The sequence below is a fragment of the Flavobacterium sp. LK-23 genome, from assembly GCF_058135255.1.
On sequence record NZ_JBYUVT010000003.1, the window covers coordinates 65,941 to 90,066 of the forward strand.

Genomic DNA, 24,126 nt, shown 5'->3' on the forward strand with positions numbered 1-24,126 from the left:
ATTAAAATGGGACTTTTTCGTCTGTGTTTAATGTCAGTTTCGGGTTTTTCTGCAAAACCGATAAGGGAAACGGGATAATATACAATCTTGAGTTTGGCTGTAACGTATATGTTTTTTGAGGAACGGTTTTGTTTACCAAAGGAAATACTCTTGTAATGGTTTTAGCAAATTCGGTTTCTGTATTTAATCTTTTCAAATCAAAGAAACGATTAAAGCCTAAAAGCAATTCTTTTCTTCTTTCATTAATAACAAGTTCCATTGTTTCTTTTCTTGTAGCAGGAACTTCTAAGTTTACTGTTCCCGATAAAATACGTTTTGCTCTCAATGTATTTAAAACCGTAACGGCTTCATTAAATTTATTATCTCTGGCATAACATTCTGCCAAAATTAAATATACTTCTGTCGTTTTCATACCTACAGTAGGATAGAAAAATCTGGTGTATTGTGTTGCCCAATATGCTGTATTTGAACCCTGATCTAAATTGGTTGCGCTTGTAGAATTAAAAAATAAATTGAAACGGGCATCGTTGGTACCAAATAGAGTTCTCAATTCCGGACTGATGACATAAAGCTGACCAAAGTTCATTTCATTATAACCTGTCATGTACATATAGCTCAATACTTCTATATTATTGGCTGCCGGTACCGCAACTGCAGTTGGTCCTCCTTGTTTGCTGTAGGCAACCATATCAAAAATTTGGTTGTTGTAGCTTAACGATTTTTCTGCGGCGGCTTGAGCTTGTGCAATTTCTCTTTTAAACAAATGCACTTTAGCTTTAAAGGCATAAGCAAAAGCTAAAGACGGATGATAAACATCAAGCGGTTTTTCCTGAAGATAAGGCAACGCTTGTTCAATATCCTTTTGAATAAAATCATAAACCTGCGCCACGGTAGATTTTGAAGGCTGTGCTTCTAAATCAAATTTATCCATAATACAGATTCCACCATCTGTTGCTGCAGTATTTGGATCGTAGCCTTTTGCGTAAGTGTTTACTAATAAAAAGTGATCGTAGGCTCTGTAAATCTGAGCTTCGGCTTTTGCTAATTGTTTTGTATTTGCATCGCCTTTACTATTGTCTACTAATGAAATAATGGTATTCCATCTGTTGATATAATTATAAGCCTGATTATAAAAGCTTGACCCACTTAATAACGAAACTCTGTCTACGCTTTCATCAAAAGTAAAATTAAGAATATCAATGTTTGGCGTTCTTCCGATTACGTTGGCTTCTCTCATCCATTGATCATCAGATAAATATTGAAAGTTATTGATTGGATAACCGCGCCCCGGAAGTGAAACCATTTCGTGAAACTGATCGGCTGTTTCGACTACTAAAGATCCTTTTGGTGTTATGTCTGTATATTCTTCGCAAGATGTTACTGAAAACATCATTACGGACAGAATTGAAATATATAAATGTTTCATAATTTAAAGAGTAAGATTAAAGCCAAACAAATATGTTTTTGGCAATGGTAAATTACGTGTAGCTGAATTGGCAGAATAAACCTCAGGATCAATATGGTTTCCTGCTGCACTCCAATACCAGATATTATTCATCTGAAAAGTAAACCTAGCCGATGAAATATTCATTTTACCAGCAAAAGCTTTTGGTAAATTATAAGCTAATGAAATGTTTCTAAGTTTGATGTAATCGCCATCTACAACATTTACATCTGAATTTCTCCATAAACTGCTCATTGTTACGGCATAATTTCTAACACTTTCATCATAATCGACATACAAACGTGTATTTCCATTTGGATTTGCATCTGTATAACGATCTGCAATACCCGAAAGGTTTACAGCATCAGAACCTGTATCCAGAACTTCTTTTCGCATTACATTTCCGCCTGAGAAAACAAATAAGAAATTCAAATCAAATTGTTTATATGAAAATCGCTGCGATAACGAACCGGAGTAAGTTGGCGTCAAACTTCCCATATTAACCAAAGCTTTTGGGGAGTTAACTGTTTTAATAGAACTTGATACAGGAACACCATTTGCATCAAAAGTGACTGCTGGATTTCCGTTTTCATCTAAAACATAAGGATATCCATTAACCGTTCCGCCATATTGGTAAGCGTACAAACTATTGTAAGTTTCTCCTATTAAGAAATAATTTAAAGGCGAACTAACATAAGAAGCTGCTGACGATTCGGCTCTTGTAATTTTGTCAACTGTTGTTCTGTTAAAAGCTAAAATCACATTAGAACCAATACGGAAACTTCCGTTATTGTACCAATCTGAACCAACACTGAACTCAATTCCTTTGTTTAATAAAGCTCCTGCATTAATTCTTCTGTTTAATGCCCCAACAGTTGGATCTAAATCGGTCGTAGCCAATAAATCACTGCTATATTTACGATAGATATCAATACTACCGTTTAATTTTGCTCTAAACAAACTGTAATCTACCCCTAAATTGGTACTTTGTGTTTTTTCCCATCTTAACATTGGGTTGGGCTGTCCGCTAATATTAGTGTATTGCAATGACTGATATAAATTATCATTTCTTCTCGTAGCGGTTACGTAAGGAGTTGTACTTTGATCAATATTTCCGTTAACACCATAAGTTGCTCTCACTTTAAGCGCCGTAACCCATTTTATTTCTTTCATGAATTCTTCATTACTCGCATTCCATCCAAAACCTGTTGACCACAAAGGGCGGTTTTTATATTTTGGATCAACTCCAAATAAATCTGCTCGGTCTACTCGATAACTTCCTGTTATGTTATATTTTGATAAGAAAGTGTAACCCAAACTGCTAAAAACCGAAAAGTAACGGTGAAGAATCTCAGTTTGTGTTCGTGACAATGCAGATAAAGTTCGGTTGTTTCCGTACATATAACTTGGCGTTCCAGTCTGGCTTAATGCAAGATTATTGATTACAGCCGAAGAAAGCGTTACAGGATCGTAACCATATCGTAACTGTTCAATCGTTCTTGGAAGAAAAGTTTCTCGCATTTCAAAACCAGCCAGTGCGTTAATAGAATGTTTTCCTTCACTGAAATCCTGAGTATAATCTAATTGGTTTCTAAAAGAATAATTAGTTGACTGGTTGCTTATTTGTTTGTATCTGCCTCCAGTAGAAAAACCTTCTAAATAAGTATACGCATTAGTTGCAGGATTATAAGCTGTTAAAGCATTAATGGCGTAACGCATTTTATATGAGTTAACATCATAAAACTGTTCGTTATCATTTCTTCTAACTTCGTATTGAAATTGCGTACTAAGGCTTAAACCTCTCCATAATTTCGCTTTAAGATTTCCAAATGCTCTTAAGCTTAATGATTTTTCTTTTAAAATTCCTTCCTGAAGTGCATCCAGAACATTAAAAGTCATAGGTTTAAATCCGCTTAAAGCGGCCAATTTTTCTGCAGCAGCAGGATTAATAACACCACTGGAAGTAAACCCGTCTTTAATTCCAACAAAAGGTGATACTACTAAATTACCATTATCGTCTGTAATGCGTTCGTATCTTTTTTGGATATCATAATTATTGAAATCATTATCTGTAACATTATCATTACTGTACGTTCCATTAATTCCAAATGTAGCATTTAACCAGTTGTTTACCTGAAAACTGCTTTTAGCATACAAATTAAATGATCTGCTGTCATTGAATTTTATACGATTTTTTGCCTCGTCATAATTCAATGACACGTATGTATTTTGTCTGCTTGTACTTCCAGAAAACGACACATTGTAACGCTGTCTAAATTCATTCTGCCACACATTATCGCGGTAATCTTTGGCATAATCATTCTTTCTCCACTGGGCAATAGTACTTTCGTAATCTGCACTATTGATTTTTCCTTCTTCTAAATTTCTGTTCAGCTGATAAAGCGGACTGTAATATTTCATACTGCTATTCCCAATATCTCCATAATTGCTGAACATGGTAGCTGTATCTGCAAATCTGCCTCTTTCTCTGTTATAAACTGCCTGTTCAAAATCGATTAAATCGCTTGTTGAAGCGTAGTTCATATCTCTTAAATTGGGCTTGGTTGAAACAAAGAAATCCGAGTTGATGTTTACTTTTAATTTACCGTTTCCTTTTTTAGTAACGATAACGATAATTCCGTTTGCCGCTCTAGAGCCATAAATAGAAGCCGCCGCCGCATCTTTAAGAACATTTATACTTTCAACATCGTACGGATTAATATCTTCCAGAGTCAATTCAGTCGGAAGACCATCCACTACTAAAAGCGGACTGAATCCAACTTCTGATACCGAAAAAGTTCCCATACCTCTTAATATAGGTGTATCTGCACCGCCTCCTGTTGGATTTTTTTGAAATACTAAACCTGCCACACGACCTTCTAGCGCACTTGCTAAATCAGTATTGATATTTTCATTTAAAGTTTTCTCGCTTACTGTTGAAATAGAACCGGTTGAATGGCTTCTTTCTAAAGTCTGATACCCTGTAATTACCACTTCTTTCATTGCGGCAACTTTGTCTTCCACAATAAGATTTAACTGTGTTCTTCCGCCAATGCCAAAAGTTTTTTTCTCGATCGTTAATCCTGTACATTCAATAATGCCATCCGCAGGAACACCGTCAAAAGAAAAACCTCCATCAAAATCAGTAATGCTGACTCTGTTGGTTCCAGAAAGAGAAACCGTTACTCCCGGAAAAGGTTCGTTTTTATTGTTTAGTACTTTTCCGCGAATGTTGATTAATTCGTTTCCCAAGCTCTCCCCTTTTTCTTTTGCAGCAGTTACTACAATGGTCTGATTGGTAATATTGTATTTTAAATTTTGAGTTTTAAAAATTTGATTTAAAGTTTCATTCAAACTCGCATTCTTAACATTAATACTTACAGGTTTAGAATCTTTCAGCATTTTTTGAGTGTATAAAACTTCATGATTAGCCTGTTTGGCTACTTCTTTTAAAACTGTTTCAAGCGATGCTCCTTTAAAATTAATGGTAATGTTTTGGGCTTGTCCAGTAAAACTGCACAACACTATAAAAACAGTGCATAGCGCCCATAAATGGGGAGAAAAATGAACTTTGGGAATCTTTTTTTTAAGTTTTTTGTAAGGTTTTTTTGGTTGTAAATTTAATTTCATACATTTACATTGGTTATAGTTAAACAATAGTGGACAACTTATATTGGCTATAAACTTTTTAAACAACCAGAAGCATCGCAACTGCCTCTGGTTTTTTAGTTTATAGACTCAATATAATCGGTTAAATAAGATCTTATGGATACACAATAATCGTTTTTCCTTCAACCTTAAATTTTATATTACTAAGCTCAAGTACTTTTAATACCTCAGACAAATTTTTATTTCTAAATGTACCTCCGTTAAATCTCACATCCGAGACATCGCCACGATATTCAACTTTAATTCCGTACCAGCGCTCCAACTGTTTCATTACTGATTTTAAATCGGCATTATCAAATTTGAATCGGCCGTTTTTCCAAGCAATTGCAGCTTCGGTGTCGACTTCTTTAACGGCAATCTTACTAGAACTTTCAGATATATTGGCTTGTTGGCCTGGCTTTAAAATCGCTTTCTGGTTTTTAGAAGAAACGGCAACACTACCTTCTAACAATGTAGTTTTTATTACAGATTCATTATTGTAAGCATGGACATTAAAATGTGTCCCTAAAACTTCGATTGTTTGGTTAGCTGATTTTACTAAGAAAGGCTTGCTTTTATTTTTAGCAACCTCAAAATAAGCTTCTCCTTCTAATTCAACAATTCTTTGATCACCATTAAACTGAGTGGGATATTTGATAGATGAAACAGCATTCAAGAATACTTTTGTTCCATCTGCCAAAACAATATTATATTGTCCGCCCGTTGGAGTCGAAAGTGTATTAAATGAATTTGCATCTTCTTCTGAAGCATCAGCATTTGGGTTTATTACATAAGTAATCACTCCATTGGCATCCATTTTAATGGTTACCTCATCTTGATCTTCTTTAGCAATAATATCTTTTGAAGAAATATCAGAAAGTACAATCTGCTTTCCGTTAGAAAGGGTTAAAATCCCTTTGTTTCCACCTGGTGCAATTTCTTTTGGTTTTTCGACAACCTGAATATTTTCTTGTTCTACTCGCAATTCCGATTTTGTAAAATAGAATATTCCAGCGCCAAATAATAACGCAATAGATGCGGCGGCGGCAACACGCGGCCAAAGATTAATCACTTTTGGTTGCTTTACTAAAGGAAGTCTCGATTTCAAATGTTCGTAACTATCTGCTAGTTCGTATTCGCTAAGCTGTTTAGTATTATTTGCCGCTTTATGCAAATACCACGCATCAAGTTTGTCTTTATCTTCACCAGATAAAGTGCCATTTTGATGTCTTTTAAGCAGTTCTAAAAATTCAGTTTCATTCATAATTACAACACGAAATTTTGTCTTGTTTTATAATAAGACAGTTAGAAAGGGGTTTTGTCATAGATGAAAATCAAAAAAATATTAATTTATCATTAATAAATTCGTAGAAACGTTAGTTTCTCTTTATTAATGAGGCTTTTATGGATAGTTTTTATTTGAAAATTTAACAAAAAGAACAAGAAAAATTTACCACACAAAAACATTCAACGCCGATTTTAGCTTTCCGCGAAGAATTTTTAGCGAATTATAAACTTGCTGTTTAGCCGTTTTATCTGTTATGTTCAATTGAAGTGCAATTTCGTCGTATGACAGTTCTTCTACTTTTCTTAAAAGAAAAACTTCACGCATTTTTTCTGGAAGCAAAGCAATTTCGCTTTCAATAATAGCTTCCAATTCTTTTTCTCGGAGTTTAGAATCTGCAAAAACATAATCATTTTCAATAAAGTTCGAAAAAGAATCTGCGTAACGAGAAACCACTTTTTCGTGAGCAATATGATTCAAGATTCTGTTTTTGGTTGCTTTGTATAAATAAGAAGATAATGATCCTGCGATTTCCAACTCCCTACGTTTGTTCCAGATAAACAGGAAAACTTCCTGAACAACATCATTGGCTTCATCATGATTTCCAGTCATTTTGTAGGCATGATTTACTAAAAGCCTAGAATATCTTTCGAAAATTTCTGTATAGGCCAATTGATCATCATCCTTAAGGAGATTTAATAAGATATGATCAGCATATTTGCTATAAACAGACATTAATTAATAAAAAGTGAGGATCAAAAACGCAATATTAAACAATTTTAATGTTAAAAGCCAAAAGATTATTAAGTTAAAAAAAGCGCAAAGGATTTCGTAAACATTTTTGAATAAAATTCAATATGATTAATCTTAATAATATTGAACAGCAGTATTATAGTTGAAAAAAGTACTCGTATTTTCAAACTTTTGCTTTTTTATGGTTAAATTTAATAGTAAATGAAAATTTGACAATACTATAAAAAAATTATATAAAACAGTTAGCAGATTAAGACAGTAATTTTAGAATAATCTAAAAATAGAGATAATTATTATTCATCCTTTAAAACCGATTATTATGAGATATGAAAATTACGCATCTGAAGAATTTGAAATGAATTCTTATGAGGAACAACTACTACTAAATTATGACGACTTTTTAGACGGTGACTACAATAATAGACTGACAGCTTCTAATCACTACAATCTAGAGCTTGGAGAACTGGAAGATAATCTTGAATATGATTTCGATTCAGAGTATGATGAAAATGACTGGGAAGAAGAAGAGTTAAATGATATTGACGGAGAATACGATAAGAATGAAGAAAAGCCAGGGAGTTTTGAAATGTTAAGCTAAAAATACTACTATGAAAAGTTGGTTTCTACTTTTAACCTCGGTTTTCTTTTTCTCATGTCAGCAAAAGGAAAACAAAAAACCTGCTGCTGAAGTACCGACGCCCGTTGTTCAACAAGAAAAAAAACAGGAAAATGAACAAGTGGGCGACACTATTGCTATGAATTTTAAGAATGAAGAAAATGTGTTTTCAGTAGAAGGCCATTTAGATTCTCTACATTCAAAAGTTTATGTCCAATTTAAAAATGAAGATTTGGGAGAATTAAACGCTCAAATTGTTCCAGATGCAGGAAAAGGAAACATTCGTTTTAATCAAATTATTTTTCCGGATAAAACATCAGACGGCCCTTTTGGAATGGACATGAAAATGCCGCTTCAACAAAAAGGAACTCATATTTTAATCATTGGACATTCTCTAATGGCAGACAATCCATATTATGGTAATTTTAAAGTGCAGTTAGCGATTCAAAAAGAATAAGGCGCTATAAAATTACGCTTTCATTCTCCTTTTATTTCTTGCCCAATAAGTAAGATATACAATTCCTAGAATTAGCACCAAGATATCAAATCTGATGATTTGCGGTATACGGTTGATTTGATCATTATAATAAGTTCCTCCTAAAAGAGCTCCTAAACCGATTCCGAGTTCCATTGAAATATACATCGTTGCAACCGCTTTTCCTCTATGTTCAGGATTACTCATATCTATAGTCCATGCACTAATTGCTGGTGACAAAATACCCGTGCCGACTCCGTAAATTCCGGCTCCGATTAATAACATATTGATATCTCTTCCTGCACTTATTACAAAAAGAGCAATCGAAGTGATGATTAATCCAGCCATGATCACTTTTGGACGGCCATGCCTATCGGAAACTTTTCCTGCACCAAAACGAACCATAACTGAAGCTACCGTAAAAGCAGTAAAAAATATCCCCTTATTTGTTGCTCCCAAATGCTCACTCCAATCTGGAATTAAGGTTAAAATAAGTCCGAAAGCGGTGTAAGAAAGAAAAGTGATAATTCCTGCTGGAAATACATTTCTATCTACAATATCATTTTTGCCTATAACGAACATTGATCGGTTCAATTTTTCTTTTGTCGCAAGAGTTTCTTTCATGTTCAAAACAATAATAATGGAAAAGAAAGCCAAAAACGACGAAGTATAAAACATGACATTGATTCCGTACAAATTCACAATCATACTCCCGAGCGCTGGTCCTAACGCCCCGCCAATACTAAAACATAATCCGTGCATTCCGAGTGCTTCTCCCCATCTATGTTGCGGAATAATATCTGCCACATAAGCCGAAGTTGAAGTAGGTTTAAATCCTGTTGAAAAACCATGTACCAGACGCAAAAGCAAAAATCCTGAAACCGAACTCAAAATGGGATACAGAAATCCGCAGATCACACATACCGAAGAGCCTATTGCCATAACTGGAACACGTCCCCATTTATCGGTAAGTTTACCGCTGAAAGGCCTCGAAATTGCTGCCGTCAAGGTAAACAACGAAATAATAAGTCCTTTATATTCTGCTCCTCCCAAACTGCTTAAGTAATTGGGAAGCTCCGGTATCATCATATTAAAACTTGATGAAAATAATAGAGAACTCAAACAAAGCAAAATGAATTGTAAGGTATAAATTGATTTTTCGTTTTGTGACATTATTGATTTTTTGTATAACTAAAAAGGCAGATAGGTAATTATGATTCTTTAAAATAATTCCAGCTGATTGTTTGGGTTTATAGGTTTCTTTTTTGGAGGTTTCGCATCGCCAAAAACGGTTCTTCCACCATATTTGTGCGATTCTTCTCTTTCTCTTTGAACAAGAGCATCAAAATTGGAATTTGGCGTAAAACTTTCTTCTGCTTTTCTTGAAATTTCAGATAGTTTCTGAATAGCGCTCAATTTATCACTATTCCCGATTTTAGCCCGATTAATGGCTCTTTGCAACGTGTCTATTGTTTCATCGTAGATTTTAACGGGAACAGGAAACGGATGTCCATCCTTTCCGCCATGAGCAAAAGAAAAACGGGCTGGATCATCAAATCGTGTTGGAGTTCCGTAGATTATTTCGCTTACCAAAGCCAACGACTGCAAAGCTCTTGGTCCCATTCCTTTTAAAAGCAGTAACTCTTCAAAATCTTCGGGCTTGTTTTCGTGAGTAGCCCAAAGCATAGCGCCCAGTCTTTTCATATTCACATCTTCCATTCTCACGTCGTGATGTGCGGGCATAGAAAGATGCTGCATTTCTTTTATAATTTTAACTGGCGATTCTTTTACCAATTCTAAAATACCTTCACGCGATTTTGTGGCTGCATTGGCTGTAAGATTTAAAATCGCACCTTGATTTTCGCCATAAATAAAAGTGTGCGGTTCGTTTATAAAAGACTTTAAATCTTGCGAATGCCAATGGTATCTTCTGGCTGTTCTAGAATCAGGATTCATTCCCTGCTGAATTACAGCCCATTGCCCTTTATTATCGACAATAAAATTATGCTGATACAATTGAAATCCGTCCTGAATGGCGGTATTGTCTACTTTTGCGGTAAGTCGGCTACAGCTGGCAAGATTAACTCCGTCGAGGCCTGTTTTTTCGCCAACAAATAAAAGTTCCTGCGGCGTTGCCATCGAATGTTTTCCTTTGCCTCCGCAGATATAAATTCCGAGTTCTTTGGAGTGCGGATTCACCGATTTTTTTAATGCTCCAAGCACCGAGGTTGTAATTCCAGACGAATGCCAATCCATTCCCATTACGGCTCCAAAACTCTGAAACCAAAACGGATTGCTCAATTTACTTATAACTTCGGCAGTCGAAAATTCCATGGCGATAGTTTCCACAATCGCAAAACCAAGTTTAGACATTCGCTCAGCAAGCCATAATGGAACATGTCCATAATGTAAAGGAAGATCTGCAGTGCCTGAACGTTTCATTTGCTAAAATTATAATCCTGCAAAAATACTTTATTTAATTGTGAATTATAAATTGTGAATTGTTAATTAAGGTGTGAAATGTTAATTGTGAAATGTGAAAAAAGTACAAAGTGAGAATCACAAAGTGAAAAATAAAAAAACTACTTAAGTAACACTTCTAACTTCTAACTTCTCACAATTAACAATTAACTAATTTCAATATCTTCTACAGGTTCTTCAATGGGTTCTGAATTATCATCCAGCCAAGCAACAAAGAGTTTGTAGCCTATTGAAAACACAATGGGTCCAACAAACAATCCGATAAAGCCCGACATGATAAATCCGCCAATTACACCTAGAAAAATAACAAGCATAGGCACAAGAGCGCCTTTTCCTAGTAATAATGGTTTTAGAACATTATCTGATAATCCGCTGATAATGAAAAACACCGTCCAAAAAATAGCATAACCAGAATCTCCTGTTGAGAAAAGATAAATAATAACGCCAATATTAATTATAATAGGGCCAATCTGTAAAATTGAAAATATCAGACAGATCAACGTCAAAATTCCAGCGTATGGAATATCGGCCCAAAACAATCCAATTGCCTGAATAATGGTCTGAATAACAGCAACTCCCAAAATACCTTTAACCACTTGATAAATAGTTGAAACCGAAATGGTCATAATTTCTTCAGCCTCACTTCCTGCAATTTTTCTAAGGAATTTCATAAAGAAAGTTTTACCACCTGGCGATACTAATAAAACACCCGCAATAATAACCGAAAGGATAAATTGCAGAAATGCTGCACCAGAACTTAAAATACTTGCCATGATCTTAGACGACAATTCCCTTATCTGATCTTGATACTTCACAACGCTTTGTTCCAAATCTGTTGATAAAGAAAGTAAAAATTCGTAGAGCGGTTTACCAATTATCGGCCACTCTTTTATAGAAGCTCCTGGCGGAGTAATTTTTAATGTTCCTGCCTCAAAACTGTTTTTCAGTTCTAAGAAATTTCCCGTTGCCGCTTTCAGGAAATAAATTAGAGGCACCACCATTATGGCAATAAGCAAAATAGTAATAACAACCGATGCCAGTGCTTTACGTCCTTTTAATATTCGCTGCAGCGAATTAAATAAAGGATAAAACACAACCGAAAGTATTACCGCCCAAAGAATAGGCATAAAAAAAGGCAGCAACAATTTAAGACAAAATCCCACAAGGAGAAAAATAAAAAATAACTGCAAAATAGTATCAAAAAGTTCTTTCTTTTTATTCGAATTGGTTGTTTTCATGGTTATTGTTTTTAATGGTGAATGGTAATTGTGAGTTGTGAGTTGTTATTGAAAATGAATTCTCTTCTCTAAATCTTTACTTTAATCCTAGTTCTTACTTCTTTCATCTATATTCTATATTCTATATTCTTTACTCTTTATTCTTCCCCGTCTTATTAACAGCAAAATTGGCATCTGAAACCAGTCTTCCAATTAAGATTACAGGATACAGAACACCTGTAAGCACTTCAATCTGAACAAGCGAACGAGCCAAAGGATGCAGAGGAACGATTTCGCCAAAACCCGTTGATGTGATACAGACATAACTGAAATACATAAAACTAGCCAGATCGCTATTGCTTGCAAATTTCGATTCAGTAATTTGAAAAGCGCCTTCAATATGCTGGAAAAGAAACAAATAAAGCGTAGACCAAAAGTGAACCAAAAGCATATAAACGACTATTGACCCTACAATGCGATAAGTAGTTACGGGACCAGGTTCTAAAACTTTTATTAAAACCAAAGTAATGAGAAGCAACATGATGGCAACAGAAAGAATGAGATCGGCAAATAGTATTAAAATATTATGTTCAAAATAATTAATCCATTGCGTTATAATAAATAAAAAGGGAATTATGGAAATGAGAAAAGCTTGTTTTTTATGTTTGGATAAAGCTATAATTCCAGCAAAAAGAAATAACATCCAAAAGATATTGACCGCCACCATAAAACGCGTATAACCGCCAAAAAACGGAATGACAATAAAGTGCATGATAAACAGAAGTATCAGCATACCACTCAGCCCGCTTTCTTGTGTCCAAAAGCGATATAAAAAACGATTTTTTTTTGCTATCATAATATAAATTCCAAATATTAAATTCCAAAGCCTAAGGACAAATTCCAAAAACTAAATTCCAAATTCCAATCTCCAAGCCTACGGACAAATTCTATATTCTATAATCTATAATCTATAATCTTGCTTCCTCACCCTCAAATCGGTATCGGCTCTACTTCTACTCTTCCAATTGGTCTTCGCCAAAGTTTGAAAAGAAGAATAATAAAAATGGGCAGAAAACAAACTGCCGACATGACGAGATAAATATCTTTGTAAGCCAATAACATAGAAGTTTGAGAGGTTTGATTGGAAAGATTTTTCTCGGCTTTTTTCTGCGCTTCGGCATCTGATAATCCCATAAATAAAAATTGTCTTTTTGAGTTTTCCAGCTGCTGTTCGGCTTGTTTATTTATCGGACTCAACTGCTGACTCAGACCTGTTTTATGCTGTACATTCATGTTCGAAATAAAAGTTCCTAAAACAGCGCCTCCAAGTAAAGAAGCAAAAACAGCCTGTGCTATAATTCCAGTCATCATGCGCGATGTACTCAAAAAAGGAGGAATTCCTTCTGAAATGTAAAGTAGCGAAACCGGAAAAATAAATCCCATTCCTAATCCTTTAAAAATTAAGGGCAGATAAAAATCAGAAGCATCTATTCCAGGATAGAACCTAAAAAAAAGCGTAATATGATAGATTCCGTAACAGGCAAAACCAATTACCCAAATCGTAGCCAAATAAATGCGTTTGTATAAAAGATAAGTCGAAAGCGGAATCGAAATGCATAATCCGATTAATAACGAAAGATGTGTTACCGCTCCCAAAACAGGATCAAATCCTAAAATATTAGTCATATAGCCTGTTACGACACTTCCAGTTCCGTTTATTATTCCGATATAAAACATCAAAAAGGCACCAGCGATGACATTTTTAAATTTATAAACATCCGGATTAATTAATGGTTCTGCTGTAAAACGAACATGAAGCAGATAGATTCCCGCCACAATAAATAAAACTGCAAAAGCCAAAGTTATTTTAGGATCGCTAAACCAATTTCTGGTCTGCCCTTCGGCACATAAAAAAAGAATAATCGCAAAAAACAAAATCAGGATGATCCAACCTCGCCAATCAAATTGGAATTTGGTTTTCATGGGCGCCACATCGGCTTTATAAAAATACCAAGCCAAAAGAATGCAAATCAAAAAATTGACATTCAGGAAATAAATTCCAAACGTCCAGTTATGAAAACTCACAAAATGCGCTCCCAAATATTGATACAAATGCTGGCTTCCTTTCTGTATAAACTGGAAAATTCCGTACATCAAAGCCATATTTAAAGCAGGATTATATTTTAATAAAATAGGCACCATCGAAGCAAATATTCCGATGACTGAAACCATTGCTAAAAGAGAACGGCATAAAACAAACCAAGCTATTGTGGGTGCAAACAATGAAGCAGTATTGAAGATTAAGGATAAAAATGAAACCGATAAAATCATGGTTCTAACCTTGATTTGCTTCCCTAATTTTAAACCTAAAGGCAGAAAAGCCAACATGACAAAAATCGGAACGTAAACCGCATAACTAAAAGCAGTCGTAGAAGGTCCGAAATGTCCTAATATCTGCGAATTATCATAAGTCGTAACATTGAGTCCGTTAAAAAAAGGAATCGTCAGGATATACAATCCTGTCAGTGTAAAAACGCTTCCTTTTTTTCCTGCAAACATCTCTTATTTTTTTACATCAACTGTTACATTCATTCCGGGTCTAACTTCCTGTAGCTCTTTTGTCGGAGTTTCAAATTCAATTTTAACTGGGATTCGCTGGGTGATTTTGACAAAATTTCCAGTCGAATTATCGGGTTCTACCATTGAGAATTTAGCTCCAGTCGCGGGAGAAAAACCAGCCACTTTTCCCTTAAATTCTTTTCCGTCCAAGGCATCAATCGTGATGGTTACTTCTTGTCCCTGTTTTATTTTCTCTATCTGAGTTTCCTTAAAATTGGCCGTAATCCATAATTTTTCATTCAATACAATTGTCGCAATGGTTTGATTGGCATTGATTAATTCGCCAATAGACAAATTTCGTTCTCCCACAAAACCACTGGTTGGAGCCATAATAACAGTATATGACAATTGAAGTTTTGCCGCATCAAGATCTGCTTTCTTTCTAGCGACAGTTGCTGTGGCGGCTTCAAGATTAATTGAACTTTGTTTAGTAATCGAGCTGCTGGCATCCAAACCTTTTTTACCTGCTTTTACATACGCTTCTTCTGATTTTAATTTGGAAATAACTTGATCGTACTGATTTCGCGTTACGGCCGAATCGGCATACATATTTTTGAACCGCTGATAATCTTTTTGCGCTTTTTCTAAACTCGCCAAATCTCCCGCCAACCTTTCTTTTCCCGAAGCTTGATTGGAAATCGAAGTTGTAATGTTTTGCTGCAGCGAATGCAGATTTCCTTTGGCTATAGCCAAATCCGCTTCGGCTTGTTTGACTTTAATGACATATTCAGAATCGTCTAAAACAACCAATGTATCTCCTTTCTGCACTTTCTGATTGGCTTCAAATCGTATTTCTTTTATATGTCCAGTCGCTCTTGCCACTACATTATTGATGTAAGATTCAACCTGAGCATTATTGGTGGTTTCATAAGAACTAAAATCAAAGAACAAACTTAAAATCCACAATCCGCCCGCAATCAAAAAAACAAATGACAATACCGTAAGAATTGTGTTTCTTCTTTTTTCATTTTTCTGAACTGCTCCGTTTTGTGTATCTGCTTCGCTCATAACAAGATGTATTAAAGTTTGCCCATTGCATATTGAAGTGAATAATATTGAATGATTAAATCTAAATTGGCGTTTACAAGTGAAATTCTAGAATTGTTTAATTGCAATTCTGCATCTACAATCTCGCTGATTAAAGCAAAATCGTTGTCATAACGGCTTTTCACAATTTTATAATTGCTCATAGACAACTCTACATCTTTTTTATAGGTTTTGATATTTTCTTTGCTTTCCGCATATCTCACATAAGCATTTTTAACTTCGGTCGTAATCTGGTCTTTGGTAACTTCTAGGGCTATATTACTTTTATCGATTTCCAGTTTATCGCCGCTAATGCGATGTTTCAGATTATAGAAACTCGAAATATCCCAATTCAAAGAAAGTCCAGCCGCCCAGTAATTGAGAATATTGACATAATTGGGCCACTGCGCTGGATATTCGGTATTGAGAATAACATTTGCATTTACGTTTGGCTTAAATCCGCTTTTGGTCAGGCTTAATGTCGATTCCGAAAGTTTGATTCTTATTCCTGCACGCTTTATTTCTTCTCTATTCTGAAAAGCTTCTTCCAAACTTTGCTGCAGATTCATATTTTCGGTCGGAATCATGCTTTCTGTCACTTCTGGTTTCAGAATCGTATGGGTTGGAAAACCGATTAAAATATCCAAATAATTGCTAATCAGCTCAATTGTATTAGTGCTTCTAAAAACCGAAACCTTAAAATTAGACTGCTGCAATTCGGTTCTCAAAAGGTCGCTCGTAAGATTCTGACCATTTTTCACACGCGATTTTAATTGATTTATTCGAATATCGGTATTGATAATATTCTGTTTCGTAACCTCGATCTGACGGTATAATTTTTCGAGTGTAAAATATTGTTCGGTAATCGCATTCTTGACATCGGCTTCTGTCATTTTCACCGCAGATTCCTGCATTTCACTAATTAATTCCTGCTGATTAATTCTAGTGTTAATGGCATTTCCAGCGTAAATTGGGAGTGAAGAAACAATATTAGCAAAACCTTGATGATCGTAATAATCTACGGTAACATTTCTGGCATAAAATCCTTCATAGATTTTAGGATCGCCAATATAATTGTATCCGCCATTTAAGCTTATTCTTGGCGCTTTTGCAATTTTGGCCTGACTGACATTTTCATTCGCAATAGCGAGATCTGCATTGGCCAATTTTAACTGACGGTTGTTTTTAATGCCTAATAAAATGGCTTCATCGAGTCTTATTTTTTTAGCAGACGCCAGACTGATCGTATCCTGCTGCGCAAAACTTACGTTGAGGCTGCAGCTCAATAAAAAAAGAGCTAAATGCTTTAAACGAAAAACTTTAAACCGCCAATAGCTCATGAGATGATATGGATTTAATTTTGCATTTTGGGGAAATTTGCAATCAACATTAGCAGAACTTTCGAGAGAATTAAATTTTAGCTAGGCGGAAAAATTACGATGGTTAATTTGGATTCTGCTATTCCAACATTATGATTTTCGTATAAATTTAAACAATTCTTATTCAATACTTTATAGTATAAATACTCAAAATTGTTTCATTTTATAAAATGGAACAATTTTGAGAAATTCCGTGCATATTTAAAAACAAAAAAAATTGCAACAATCAAATGAGATTATTGCAATTTTACAAATAAATCAAAATGTAGTTATCGGCGTATAATTTATATTATTCTGCTTTTGCGGCGTCCAGTAAGATTGCCAATTGAATACAGGGCGAATCCGATCGGTTGCTCCAAGCGTGATTGGTTCCGCGCTGAATTACAATATCTCCCGCTTGCAGTAAAGTCTCTTCTTCATCTACAATCAAATAAATTTCACCCGAAATAATGATAATGTAATCTAAAGTATCAGTCTGATGCATTAACGGATGCGGCTGGCCTTCGAGAGCAACAATTCCCAAATCTTTGTCGGGCGGAATCTGTACATAACGAAAATAACTTCCGTTTTTAGGCGTATTTGGAAAAGCGGTGTTTTCAATAACTTTTTCTTCAAATTTTGCTGGCGTTGAATCTGTCGACCAGATATCTGAAATAATTAATCCTGGAAAATGTTCCGATACGTTCGAAACGATTTCATCTTGCTCTATAATCGATTTTCCGTCTCGTAAACCTGTTACAATTCTTCTTGGTATTGCTCTCATTTAATTTATCTTCATTATTAATTTTCTGCCATTACACAGGTGTACCTACAGGACACAACGTAAAACACAACCATTTTTTTCTACCGACGAGATATTCCTACGGAATATTTAGCAATTTAAAAACCTAACAGGTTTTGAAAACCTGTTAGGTTTACTACTAACTAATCTAACTTAAACCATTCGTTTACTTCTCTTGCGATGGTATCTTTAATTTCCGGATTTTCAAATTCATTTGAAACCGGATTATATTCATAATCTTTTTTCCATTTTTTATTATTCAGAGCTACTTTTTCAATTGCATCGCAGATATAAAAAAGCTCTTCATTGCTCATAATCGGATGCAGTGACAAACGCACCCAACCCGGCTTATTGGTCTGATTTCGCTGCAATAATTCATTGGTAATTTCTGCCGATTTCTTATCGTTGATATTGAACAGATAATGCGCATAAGTACTCGCACATGACCAGCCGCCACGCACCTGAATTCCGAAACGGTCATTTAAAAGTCTAACAATCAAATTATAATGAATGTCTTCGATCACAAAAGAAACACAACCAATTCGTTCTGTAGTTAAATCTCCTAAAATAGATAAACCTTCTATTTTTTGAAGTCTTGAAAAACAAAGATCAAGCAATTCTTTTTCTCTTTCTTTGATTTTCTCTACTCGCATCTGCTCTTTCAATTCTAAAGCCAATGCTGTTCTGATTACCTGTAGAAAACCCGGAGTTCCGCCATCTTCTCTAACTTCTATCACATCACTGTAACAATATTTGCCCAACGGATTAGTCCATTTTACATTTCCTCCGCCAGGATTATCTGGAAAATCAGATTGGTATAATTTTTCATTGAAAACCAAAATACCGCAAGTTCCAGGTCCTCCTAAAAATTTATGCGGTGAAAAGAAAATCGCGTCCAATTGTTCTTCTGGATCTTTTGGATGCATATCGATTTGGACGTAAGGTGCCGAAGCTGCAAAATCCACAAAACAAAGTCCGCCGTTTTGGTGCATGATTTTGGCTAATTCGTGATAAGGCGTAATAATTCCCGTAACATTCGAACAAGCCGTAAACGAACCTATTTTTAAACTTCTGTCTGCATATTTTTTAATTGCTTCAGCAAGAACATTTGGGTCGACTAAATTGTTCTCATCAGGCGGAAGAATAACTACCTCAGCATTGGTTTCATACCACGAAACTTGATTAGAATGATGTTCCATGTGCGTAATAAAAACCACAGGTCTATCTTCTTCCGATTTTGTTCGAAGTGCCATAATGCGTTGCAGTTTTGATAAAGCTGCTGTCATACCGCTTCCTGTCGTTACCAAAACATCCGAATCATTGGCATTAACCGATTTTTTAATAATATCCCTTGCATGCTGATAGGCATAAGTAGAGGTTTTTCCTGTCTGACTTGAAAGTGAATGCGTATTGGCAATCATTGGACCAATTTTATTGAGCATTATATCTTCGATCGGATGGTATAATCTTCCGCTGGCAACCCAGTCTGCGTACACTAAATTTTGTTCTCCGTAAACCGATTCGAAAGTATGATCAATTCCTACTGTATTTTCTCTAAATTTAGAAAAGTAACATTCAGGCTCTGTTGGTTTTGTTGTTGGCTCAATCGCATTCATTTCCTTATCATTTTAAATTAACTAATATGTATTCTTTCTCAATTTTTGTCATTTCGAGGAATGACAAGATTGCGTGTTCTTTATTAAATTTTATTTTCTAAAAGCGTTTTTAGTGTAGCTTGTAATTCTTCTCCGTGCAGGTTTTTCGCAACGATTATTCCTTTAGAATCCACTAAATAATTTCCTGGAATAGCTCTTACACCATATAATTTAGCAACAGCACTGTTCCAGAAAAGCAAATCAGAAACGTGTGTCCAGGTTAAATTATCATCTTGAATTCCTTTAACCCAGTTTTCTTTCTTTTTATCTAGAGAAATCCCTACAATGTTGAATCCTTTATCATGAAATTCTTTGTAAGCTGCTACAATATTTGGGTTCTCTCTTCGGCATGGTCCGCACCATGAAGCCCAAAAATCAACTAGAGTATACCCGCCTTTTAAATTATCATAAAGTCGAACTGGCTTTCCGTCAGGATCATTGGCTGTAAAATCAGGGGCTTTTTTACCTACCGCTAATCCATCTAAAACAATAGCCAGTTCTTTTAATTCTTTTACGTAAGTGGTATTTTGAAGACTTTTATCCAACAAAGCAATATTTTGTGTAATCTGCTCTGGCGTTAATCTATAAGACCAATTTCTGTACAACACATAAGCTGAAACAATAGATTTTGGCTGTTCGGTTATGAATTTGCTGATTTCTACATCTTTGCTCTTTTTATAGATTTCGAACAAATCTTGAGAAGCCGAACCTTCAACTACAGAAGCGGTATAATATTTCTTCGGACTCAGTTTTACTGTAATTGGGTCTTTTTCAAGAAAAACATACAAGGGCGAACTTTCTGTATTGACGCTCAATCCATATAATTCTGGTGTTTTTACTTTTGTTTTAAAACTAAAATTTCCATCTTTTACTTTTGCCGAATCAATTGTAGTAAACATTTTATTGTGAAACTTTTGCAGGTAAACATATTGCGCCACTGTATCGACAACAGTCCCTTTTAATTGTAAATTATTTTCCTGCGCTTGAGTTTGAAAAGCTCCAAAAAGCAAAGCAAAACCTAATAGTATTTTTTTCATTTTATTTTTAGTTTTAAGATTAGACAAAAGAATTTCAGGCCAATGAAAAAAATCATTAGCGTTATTGTTGTTTATAAAAGAAATTGGAGAGAAACTAGTCTTTAAGCCTTCAGAAAAAAGCAAAACTGTTTTCTTCAAAAATGGAATTCAAGAGTTCATAACTAGCGTACAAAATGTATTCTGCTTTCATAATAAAGATTTTAAATTGGATGATCTTAAACAGATTTACGGAGAAATCTTTCTTATCTACCCGCACACAGCGGAAGGATTTAGCACCTTATTCGGCAACAGGTTGCTAAGACTTCAATGGGCCTATTCCCTCAGTCTTTCTGGATAAGTATCATTATATAAATTTTCTGTGATACAAATATATATTAATTCTACCGAATTAGTCAAGTTTAAAATGCTTTTTTTTACTTTTTTTATTAAAAAGATCATTTAGTACAATTTAAAATTTTAAAAATCAACACATTAAAACAAAATATACTTTTTGGCAAATGCTTTTTTTATAAAATAAATTCATACGTTTTACTTTTCAAAAAAAGAAAACACAGTTTCATTCTGCACAAAAGACATGTAAATATTTATTATTTTCAAGATTTGAAAAAGCTTCTTTTAGCCCATTTTCAAGGTTTGAAGTAATTAATCTCAAAACCTGTTTTAAGTCGTCAAAATTATTTGGTTTTACAAAATAGCAGACTGCTCCAAGATTGGCAGCCGTATCCATATCATTTCTGTACGAAGAAGTAGAAATCATAATTACAGGAATATCTTTATAACGTTCTTCCGATTTTAATTGCTTCAGACATTCCCAGCCGTTCATAACTGGCATATTTAAATCTAGAAAAACAATTTCTGGAATCTTCTCCTGATTTTTCAGCGTATTTATCACACCGCTACCATTTTCTGAACAATAGCAAACAATACTTTCATCTATTTCTGCCAATGCTTCGCAAAACATTTCTGCATCATCCTGATCGTCATCAGCCAATAAAATCATCTTTTCTTGCATATTTAAATGTGTTTTACTTTTTGCTCAATTGGCAATGTTATAATAAAAATGGCTCCTTTATTAGCAATTCCTGTGGCCGTAATACTTCCGCCGTGACGTTCGGCTATTTTTTTACAAAGCGACAAACCTAACCCCGTTCCTTCATAACGATCCTTAGAATTTAAACGTGTAAAAGTTTCAAAAATTCGTCTTGTTTGATCAAGATCAAAACCAATTCCGTTATCTTCTACTGTAATAATCGCAATTCTGTTGCCTTCTTCAATTTGTTCTGTTGCTGTAATACGTATTTCTGGCGGAGTATCTTCTTTAGCAAATTTAATAGAATTATTAATAAGATTATAAAACAGCTGATACAACAATACAGAAGCGCCTTCTATAACGGGAAGTTCTTCAAAATAAATGGTGCCATTTGTATTTTGAAGCGCAATTTCAAGATCGGTTTCTATATTTTTAATAACTTCATTTAAATCGACTATTGTTGTTTTTTGCGAATCGGCATTCATTTTCGAATAGGCTAATACACCATCAATCATATTAAACATTCGATCTGCCGCGACATGAATTCTTTCAATATATTTTGATGAAGATTCATCAAACTGTCCTGACATATGATCTTCTAGACGGCTTAAAAAAGTTTTTATCTTCCGAACCGGTTCTTTTAAATCATGCGAAGCAACATGCGCAAACTGCTGTAAATCGTCGTTAGATCTTTGCAGTTCTTTAGTACGATCTTTTACCAAAATCTCAAGTTTTTCAGTAATCGACTTTTGTTCGTGAATATCTGTACAGGTACCAAACCAATTGGTAATGATGCCTTCTTTATCTCTAATAGGAAGCGCTTTACTTAAAAACCAGCGGTATTCTCCCGTATGGGCATTTTTTAAGCGAAATTCAGTCTGATAAGGAACTCCGGCATGAACACTTTCGTACCACATTTTTGACACTAGATAAACATCGTCTGCATGTAATTTTGAAATCCAGCTTGGATCTCCAAATTCATCTTCTATGTAACCCGTGTATTCGTACCAGCGGCTATTGTAATAATCAACAAAACCTTCTGAATTGGCAGTCCAAATAATTTGAGGAACCAAATCTGCAAGCTGTCTAAATCGTTCTCCACTTTCTGCAATAACATTTTGAAGTTCTTTCTGCGAAGTAATATCGCTCGATGCTCCAAACCATTCAATAATCTTTTCTTGATCGTCTAATATCGGGACCACTCTAGAGAAAACCCATCTAACAGAATCGTCTTTATTTATAACCCTATGCTCCATTTCAAAAATGGATTTTTCTACTATCGATTTAGAAATAAGATGTACAGCCATCTGCAAATCGCTAGCATGAATAAATTTATCCAACCAATTGACACCACGTTCTCTTTGATTGGCCAAACGTCCGTCTCCTTCCAGATCTTGCATAATCATCCAATCGGCATCCATTCGATAAACCAAATCGGATGATGCGTTGACTAAAGCACGGAAGCGGCTTTCACTCTCTTCCATTTTTTGACGCGCCACAACTTGTTGCGTAACCTCAACTGCTACTTGTATCATTCCAGTTATCTCTCCATCTTCAATTAACGGACGATAAGCCAAATTATAATAATAGTCTTTTAATTCGCCTGTACGATTGTGCGGCACCAAAACTTCACTTTGATCAAAAGGAATTCCTTCATTATAAACCTTTAAAACTTGCTCCCAAACATATTGCCCTTCGAGTTCTGGCAAAACATCAATCAGTCGCATGCCGATAATTTCTGCGCCGCGACCAATCATTTGCAGCATATGCCTATTGATCTGCTCAATAATAAGATCATCTCCTTTAAGGACTAAAGTCGGAGCTGGCGTTTGATGAATCATTTTGCGAAAACGATTCTCACTTTGCTGCAATTTTTCTTGTGCTTGCTTGCTTTCTGTAATATCTCGTGTTGTTCCAGCAACAAACTCTACTTCTCCATTTTCATTAAAAACGGGAACAAAAATATAATCGTAAATTCTTCTTCCCAGTTCTGCGTGCGGAAAAGAAACTGTTCCTCGAACTGGTTTTTTCGTAGCTACTACAGTATCTATTTCTTCTTCATGCATTTCGGCATGCCAGTCCTCATAACCATTTTCAATTAATCTGCGTCCAATGGAGTCTTCTGCAGACTTGCCCCACATCGTCAATAAAGCTTTGTTGGCGTAAGTAAATTTATAATCGAGACTAAATACGTAAACTAGATCAGGAGTTCCGTTTAGTATAGAATTGTATAGCCTTTTTTGTTTTTCTGCATCAAGCAATGCATTATGAAGCGCTGTTTCGGCATGTTTCTTTTTTGTGATATCTTCCATGGTTACCACCAAAACATCGTCTTGTTTTACAGCAGTAAATCTGAAACATTGTTTGTTGGCTTCTTCTCCATACCATTGCTCAAAATTGGCTGTAACTCCAGTTTCTGCCGTCTCAATCAACTGTTCTAAAATATTGGTTTTATTAATTTTAGAAAAAACTTTACTGAATGGTTTTTCTTTGTATTCTTTATCATCAATCCAGTTGATGATATAAGTATTAAACAATAATATTGAAAAATCTTCTATTTTGCCTTTATTATCGTACAAAGACTTTAAAACTGCTATTCCATTTGGCGCAGAATTAAAGACGGTTTGAAAAAGGTCTAAATTATTTATTAGCTCCATTATCGTACTAAATAAAGGTAATT

At 34.9% G+C, this 24,126-nt stretch carries 18 protein-coding genes and 1 riboswitch; of the genes, 2 read left to right on the top strand and 16 right to left on the bottom strand.

The features are described from left to right. Position 1 precedes the first annotated feature (1 nt). From AC3Y25_RS05960 to AC3Y25_RS05975, 4 genes are all read right to left on the bottom strand, one after another. Positions 2 to 1,426 (bottom strand): RagB/SusD family nutrient uptake outer membrane protein, encoded by a 1,425-nt coding sequence (locus AC3Y25_RS05960; protein WP_379796553.1) that lies wholly within the window; start codon positions 1,424 to 1,426, stop codon positions 2 to 4. 3 nt (positions 1,427 to 1,429) lie between these two features. After that, positions 1,430 to 5,074 carry a SusC/RagA family TonB-linked outer membrane protein gene (locus tag AC3Y25_RS05965; RefSeq protein ID WP_489902083.1) on the bottom strand — a complete coding sequence of 1,215 codons (3,645 nt, stop codon included), beginning with the start codon at positions 5,072 to 5,074 and terminating at the stop codon, positions 1,430 to 1,432. A gap of 133 nt (positions 5,075 to 5,207) precedes the next feature. Further along, the gene (locus AC3Y25_RS05970) at positions 5,208 to 6,356 is read right to left on the bottom strand and encodes a FecR family protein (protein ID WP_489902084.1); all 1,149 of its coding nucleotides are present in this window, start codon (positions 6,354 to 6,356) and stop codon (positions 5,208 to 5,210) included. 186 nt (positions 6,357 to 6,542) lie between these two features. Next, the gene (locus tag AC3Y25_RS05975) at positions 6,543 to 7,112 is read right to left on the bottom strand and encodes an RNA polymerase sigma factor (RefSeq protein WP_489902085.1); all 570 of its coding nucleotides are present in this window, start codon (positions 7,110 to 7,112) and stop codon (positions 6,543 to 6,545) included. Between the two features lie 337 nt (positions 7,113 to 7,449). On the opposite strand from AC3Y25_RS05975, the gene AC3Y25_RS05980 reads away from it, so the two are divergent. Both AC3Y25_RS05980 and AC3Y25_RS05985 read left to right on the top strand, forming a co-directional pair. Continuing rightward, on the top strand, positions 7,450 to 7,728 hold the full coding sequence (locus AC3Y25_RS05980) for a hypothetical protein (protein ID WP_489902086.1): 279 nt from the start codon (positions 7,450 to 7,452) through the stop codon (positions 7,726 to 7,728). 10 nt (positions 7,729 to 7,738) lie between these two features. After that, positions 7,739 to 8,203, top strand: coding sequence for a hypothetical protein (locus AC3Y25_RS05985; protein ID WP_489902087.1), 465 nt, complete (start codon positions 7,739 to 7,741; stop codon positions 8,201 to 8,203). Between the two features lie 12 nt (positions 8,204 to 8,215). Here the strand turns inward: AC3Y25_RS05985 and AC3Y25_RS05990 are convergent, their stop codons facing one another. The 12 genes from AC3Y25_RS05990 to AC3Y25_RS06045 form a co-directional block, all read right to left on the bottom strand. Beyond that, positions 8,216 to 9,394 (bottom strand): MFS transporter, encoded by a 1,179-nt coding sequence (locus AC3Y25_RS05990; RefSeq protein WP_489902088.1) that lies wholly within the window; start codon positions 9,392 to 9,394, stop codon positions 8,216 to 8,218. Positions 9,395 to 9,442: 48 nt separating this feature from the next. Next, positions 9,443 to 10,663, bottom strand: coding sequence for a DUF763 domain-containing protein (locus tag AC3Y25_RS05995; RefSeq protein ID WP_489902089.1), 1,221 nt, complete (start codon positions 10,661 to 10,663; stop codon positions 9,443 to 9,445). 185 nt (positions 10,664 to 10,848) lie between these two features. Further along, positions 10,849 to 11,940: an AI-2E family transporter gene (locus AC3Y25_RS06000; RefSeq protein WP_095928970.1), complete on the bottom strand. Its 1,092-nt coding sequence runs from the start codon at positions 11,938 to 11,940 to the stop codon at positions 10,849 to 10,851. 130 nt (positions 11,941 to 12,070) lie between these two features. Beyond that, entirely contained in the window at positions 12,071 to 12,775 is a 705-nt protein-coding gene (locus AC3Y25_RS06005) for an ion channel (protein ID WP_489902090.1), read from the bottom strand. A gap of 134 nt (positions 12,776 to 12,909) precedes the next feature. Further along, a complete protein-coding gene (locus AC3Y25_RS06010; protein ID WP_489902091.1) occupies positions 12,910 to 14,478 on the bottom strand; it encodes an efflux MFS transporter permease in 1,569 nt (522 codons plus the stop codon). 3 nt (positions 14,479 to 14,481) lie between these two features. Then, on the bottom strand, positions 14,482 to 15,546 hold the full coding sequence (locus tag AC3Y25_RS06015) for an HlyD family secretion protein (protein ID WP_489902092.1): 1,065 nt from the start codon (positions 15,544 to 15,546) through the stop codon (positions 14,482 to 14,484). Between the two features lie 11 nt (positions 15,547 to 15,557). Next, positions 15,558 to 16,904 (bottom strand): TolC family protein, encoded by a 1,347-nt coding sequence (locus tag AC3Y25_RS06020; protein ID WP_489902093.1) that lies wholly within the window; start codon positions 16,902 to 16,904, stop codon positions 15,558 to 15,560. Between the two features lie 328 nt (positions 16,905 to 17,232). Continuing rightward, a complete protein-coding gene (locus AC3Y25_RS06025; RefSeq protein WP_489902094.1) occupies positions 17,233 to 17,706 on the bottom strand; it encodes a cupin domain-containing protein in 474 nt (157 codons plus the stop codon). Between the two features lie 161 nt (positions 17,707 to 17,867). After that, entirely contained in the window at positions 17,868 to 19,340 is a 1,473-nt protein-coding gene (locus tag AC3Y25_RS06030) for an aminotransferase class V-fold PLP-dependent enzyme (protein WP_489902095.1), read from the bottom strand. Positions 19,341 to 19,423: 83 nt separating this feature from the next. Beyond that, positions 19,424 to 20,416: a redoxin domain-containing protein gene (locus tag AC3Y25_RS06035; RefSeq protein ID WP_489902096.1), complete on the bottom strand. Its 993-nt coding sequence runs from the start codon at positions 20,414 to 20,416 to the stop codon at positions 19,424 to 19,426. A gap of 239 nt (positions 20,417 to 20,655) precedes the next feature. Then, a riboswitch (SAM riboswitch) is annotated at positions 20,656 to 20,756 on the bottom strand. 216 nt (positions 20,757 to 20,972) lie between these two features. Beyond that, positions 20,973 to 21,428, bottom strand: coding sequence for a response regulator (locus tag AC3Y25_RS06040; protein WP_489902097.1), 456 nt, complete (start codon positions 21,426 to 21,428; stop codon positions 20,973 to 20,975). 2 nt (positions 21,429 to 21,430) lie between these two features. Further along, complete coding sequence (locus AC3Y25_RS06045; RefSeq protein WP_489902098.1) at positions 21,431 to 24,103, bottom strand: PAS domain-containing sensor histidine kinase; 2,673 nt, start codon at positions 24,101 to 24,103, stop codon at positions 21,431 to 21,433. Positions 24,104 to 24,126 lie beyond the last annotated feature (23 nt).

Bases quoted from the DNA above. Each gene is read 5' to 3' on its own strand.
- AC3Y25_RS05965 (WP_489902083.1), bottom strand. From the start codon at position 5,074: ATGAAATTAAATTTACAACCAAAAAAACCTTACAAAAAACTTAAAAAA.
- AC3Y25_RS05995 (WP_489902089.1), bottom strand. From the start codon at position 10,663: ATGAAACGTTCAGGCACTGCAGATCTTCCTTTACATTATGGACATGTT.
- AC3Y25_RS06015 (WP_489902092.1), bottom strand. From the start codon at position 15,546: ATGAGCGAAGCAGATACACAAAACGGAGCAGTTCAGAAAAATGAAAAA.
- AC3Y25_RS06045 (WP_489902098.1), bottom strand. From the start codon at position 24,103: ATGGAGCTAATAAATAATTTAGACCTTTTTCAAACCGTCTTTAATTCT.
- AC3Y25_RS06025 (WP_489902094.1), bottom strand. From the start codon at position 17,706: ATGAGAGCAATACCAAGAAGAATTGTAACAGGTTTACGAGACGGAAAA.
- AC3Y25_RS05970 (WP_489902084.1), bottom strand. From the start codon at position 6,356: ATGAATGAAACTGAATTTTTAGAACTGCTTAAAAGACATCAAAATGGC.
- AC3Y25_RS05990 (WP_489902088.1), bottom strand. From the start codon at position 9,394: ATGTCACAAAACGAAAAATCAATTTATACCTTACAATTCATTTTGCTT.
- AC3Y25_RS06010 (WP_489902091.1), bottom strand. From the start codon at position 14,478: ATGTTTGCAGGAAAAAAAGGAAGCGTTTTTACACTGACAGGATTGTAT.
- AC3Y25_RS06030 (WP_489902095.1), bottom strand. From the start codon at position 19,340: ATGAATGCGATTGAGCCAACAACAAAACCAACAGAGCCTGAATGTTAC.
- AC3Y25_RS05975 (WP_489902085.1), bottom strand. From the start codon at position 7,112: ATGTCTGTTTATAGCAAATATGCTGATCATATCTTATTAAATCTCCTT.
- AC3Y25_RS05980 (WP_489902086.1), top strand. From the start codon at position 7,450: ATGAGATATGAAAATTACGCATCTGAAGAATTTGAAATGAATTCTTAT.
- AC3Y25_RS06035 (WP_489902096.1), bottom strand. From the start codon at position 20,416: ATGAAAAAAATACTATTAGGTTTTGCTTTGCTTTTTGGAGCTTTTCAA.
- AC3Y25_RS05960 (WP_379796553.1), bottom strand. From the start codon at position 1,426: ATGAAACATTTATATATTTCAATTCTGTCCGTAATGATGTTTTCAGTA.
- AC3Y25_RS06000 (WP_095928970.1), bottom strand. From the start codon at position 11,940: ATGAAAACAACCAATTCGAATAAAAAGAAAGAACTTTTTGATACTATT.
- AC3Y25_RS06040 (WP_489902097.1), bottom strand. From the start codon at position 21,428: ATGCAAGAAAAGATGATTTTATTGGCTGATGACGATCAGGATGATGCA.
- AC3Y25_RS05985 (WP_489902087.1), top strand. From the start codon at position 7,739: ATGAAAAGTTGGTTTCTACTTTTAACCTCGGTTTTCTTTTTCTCATGT.
- AC3Y25_RS06020 (WP_489902093.1), bottom strand. From the start codon at position 16,904: ATGAGCTATTGGCGGTTTAAAGTTTTTCGTTTAAAGCATTTAGCTCTT.
- AC3Y25_RS06005 (WP_489902090.1), bottom strand. From the start codon at position 12,775: ATGATAGCAAAAAAAAATCGTTTTTTATATCGCTTTTGGACACAAGAA.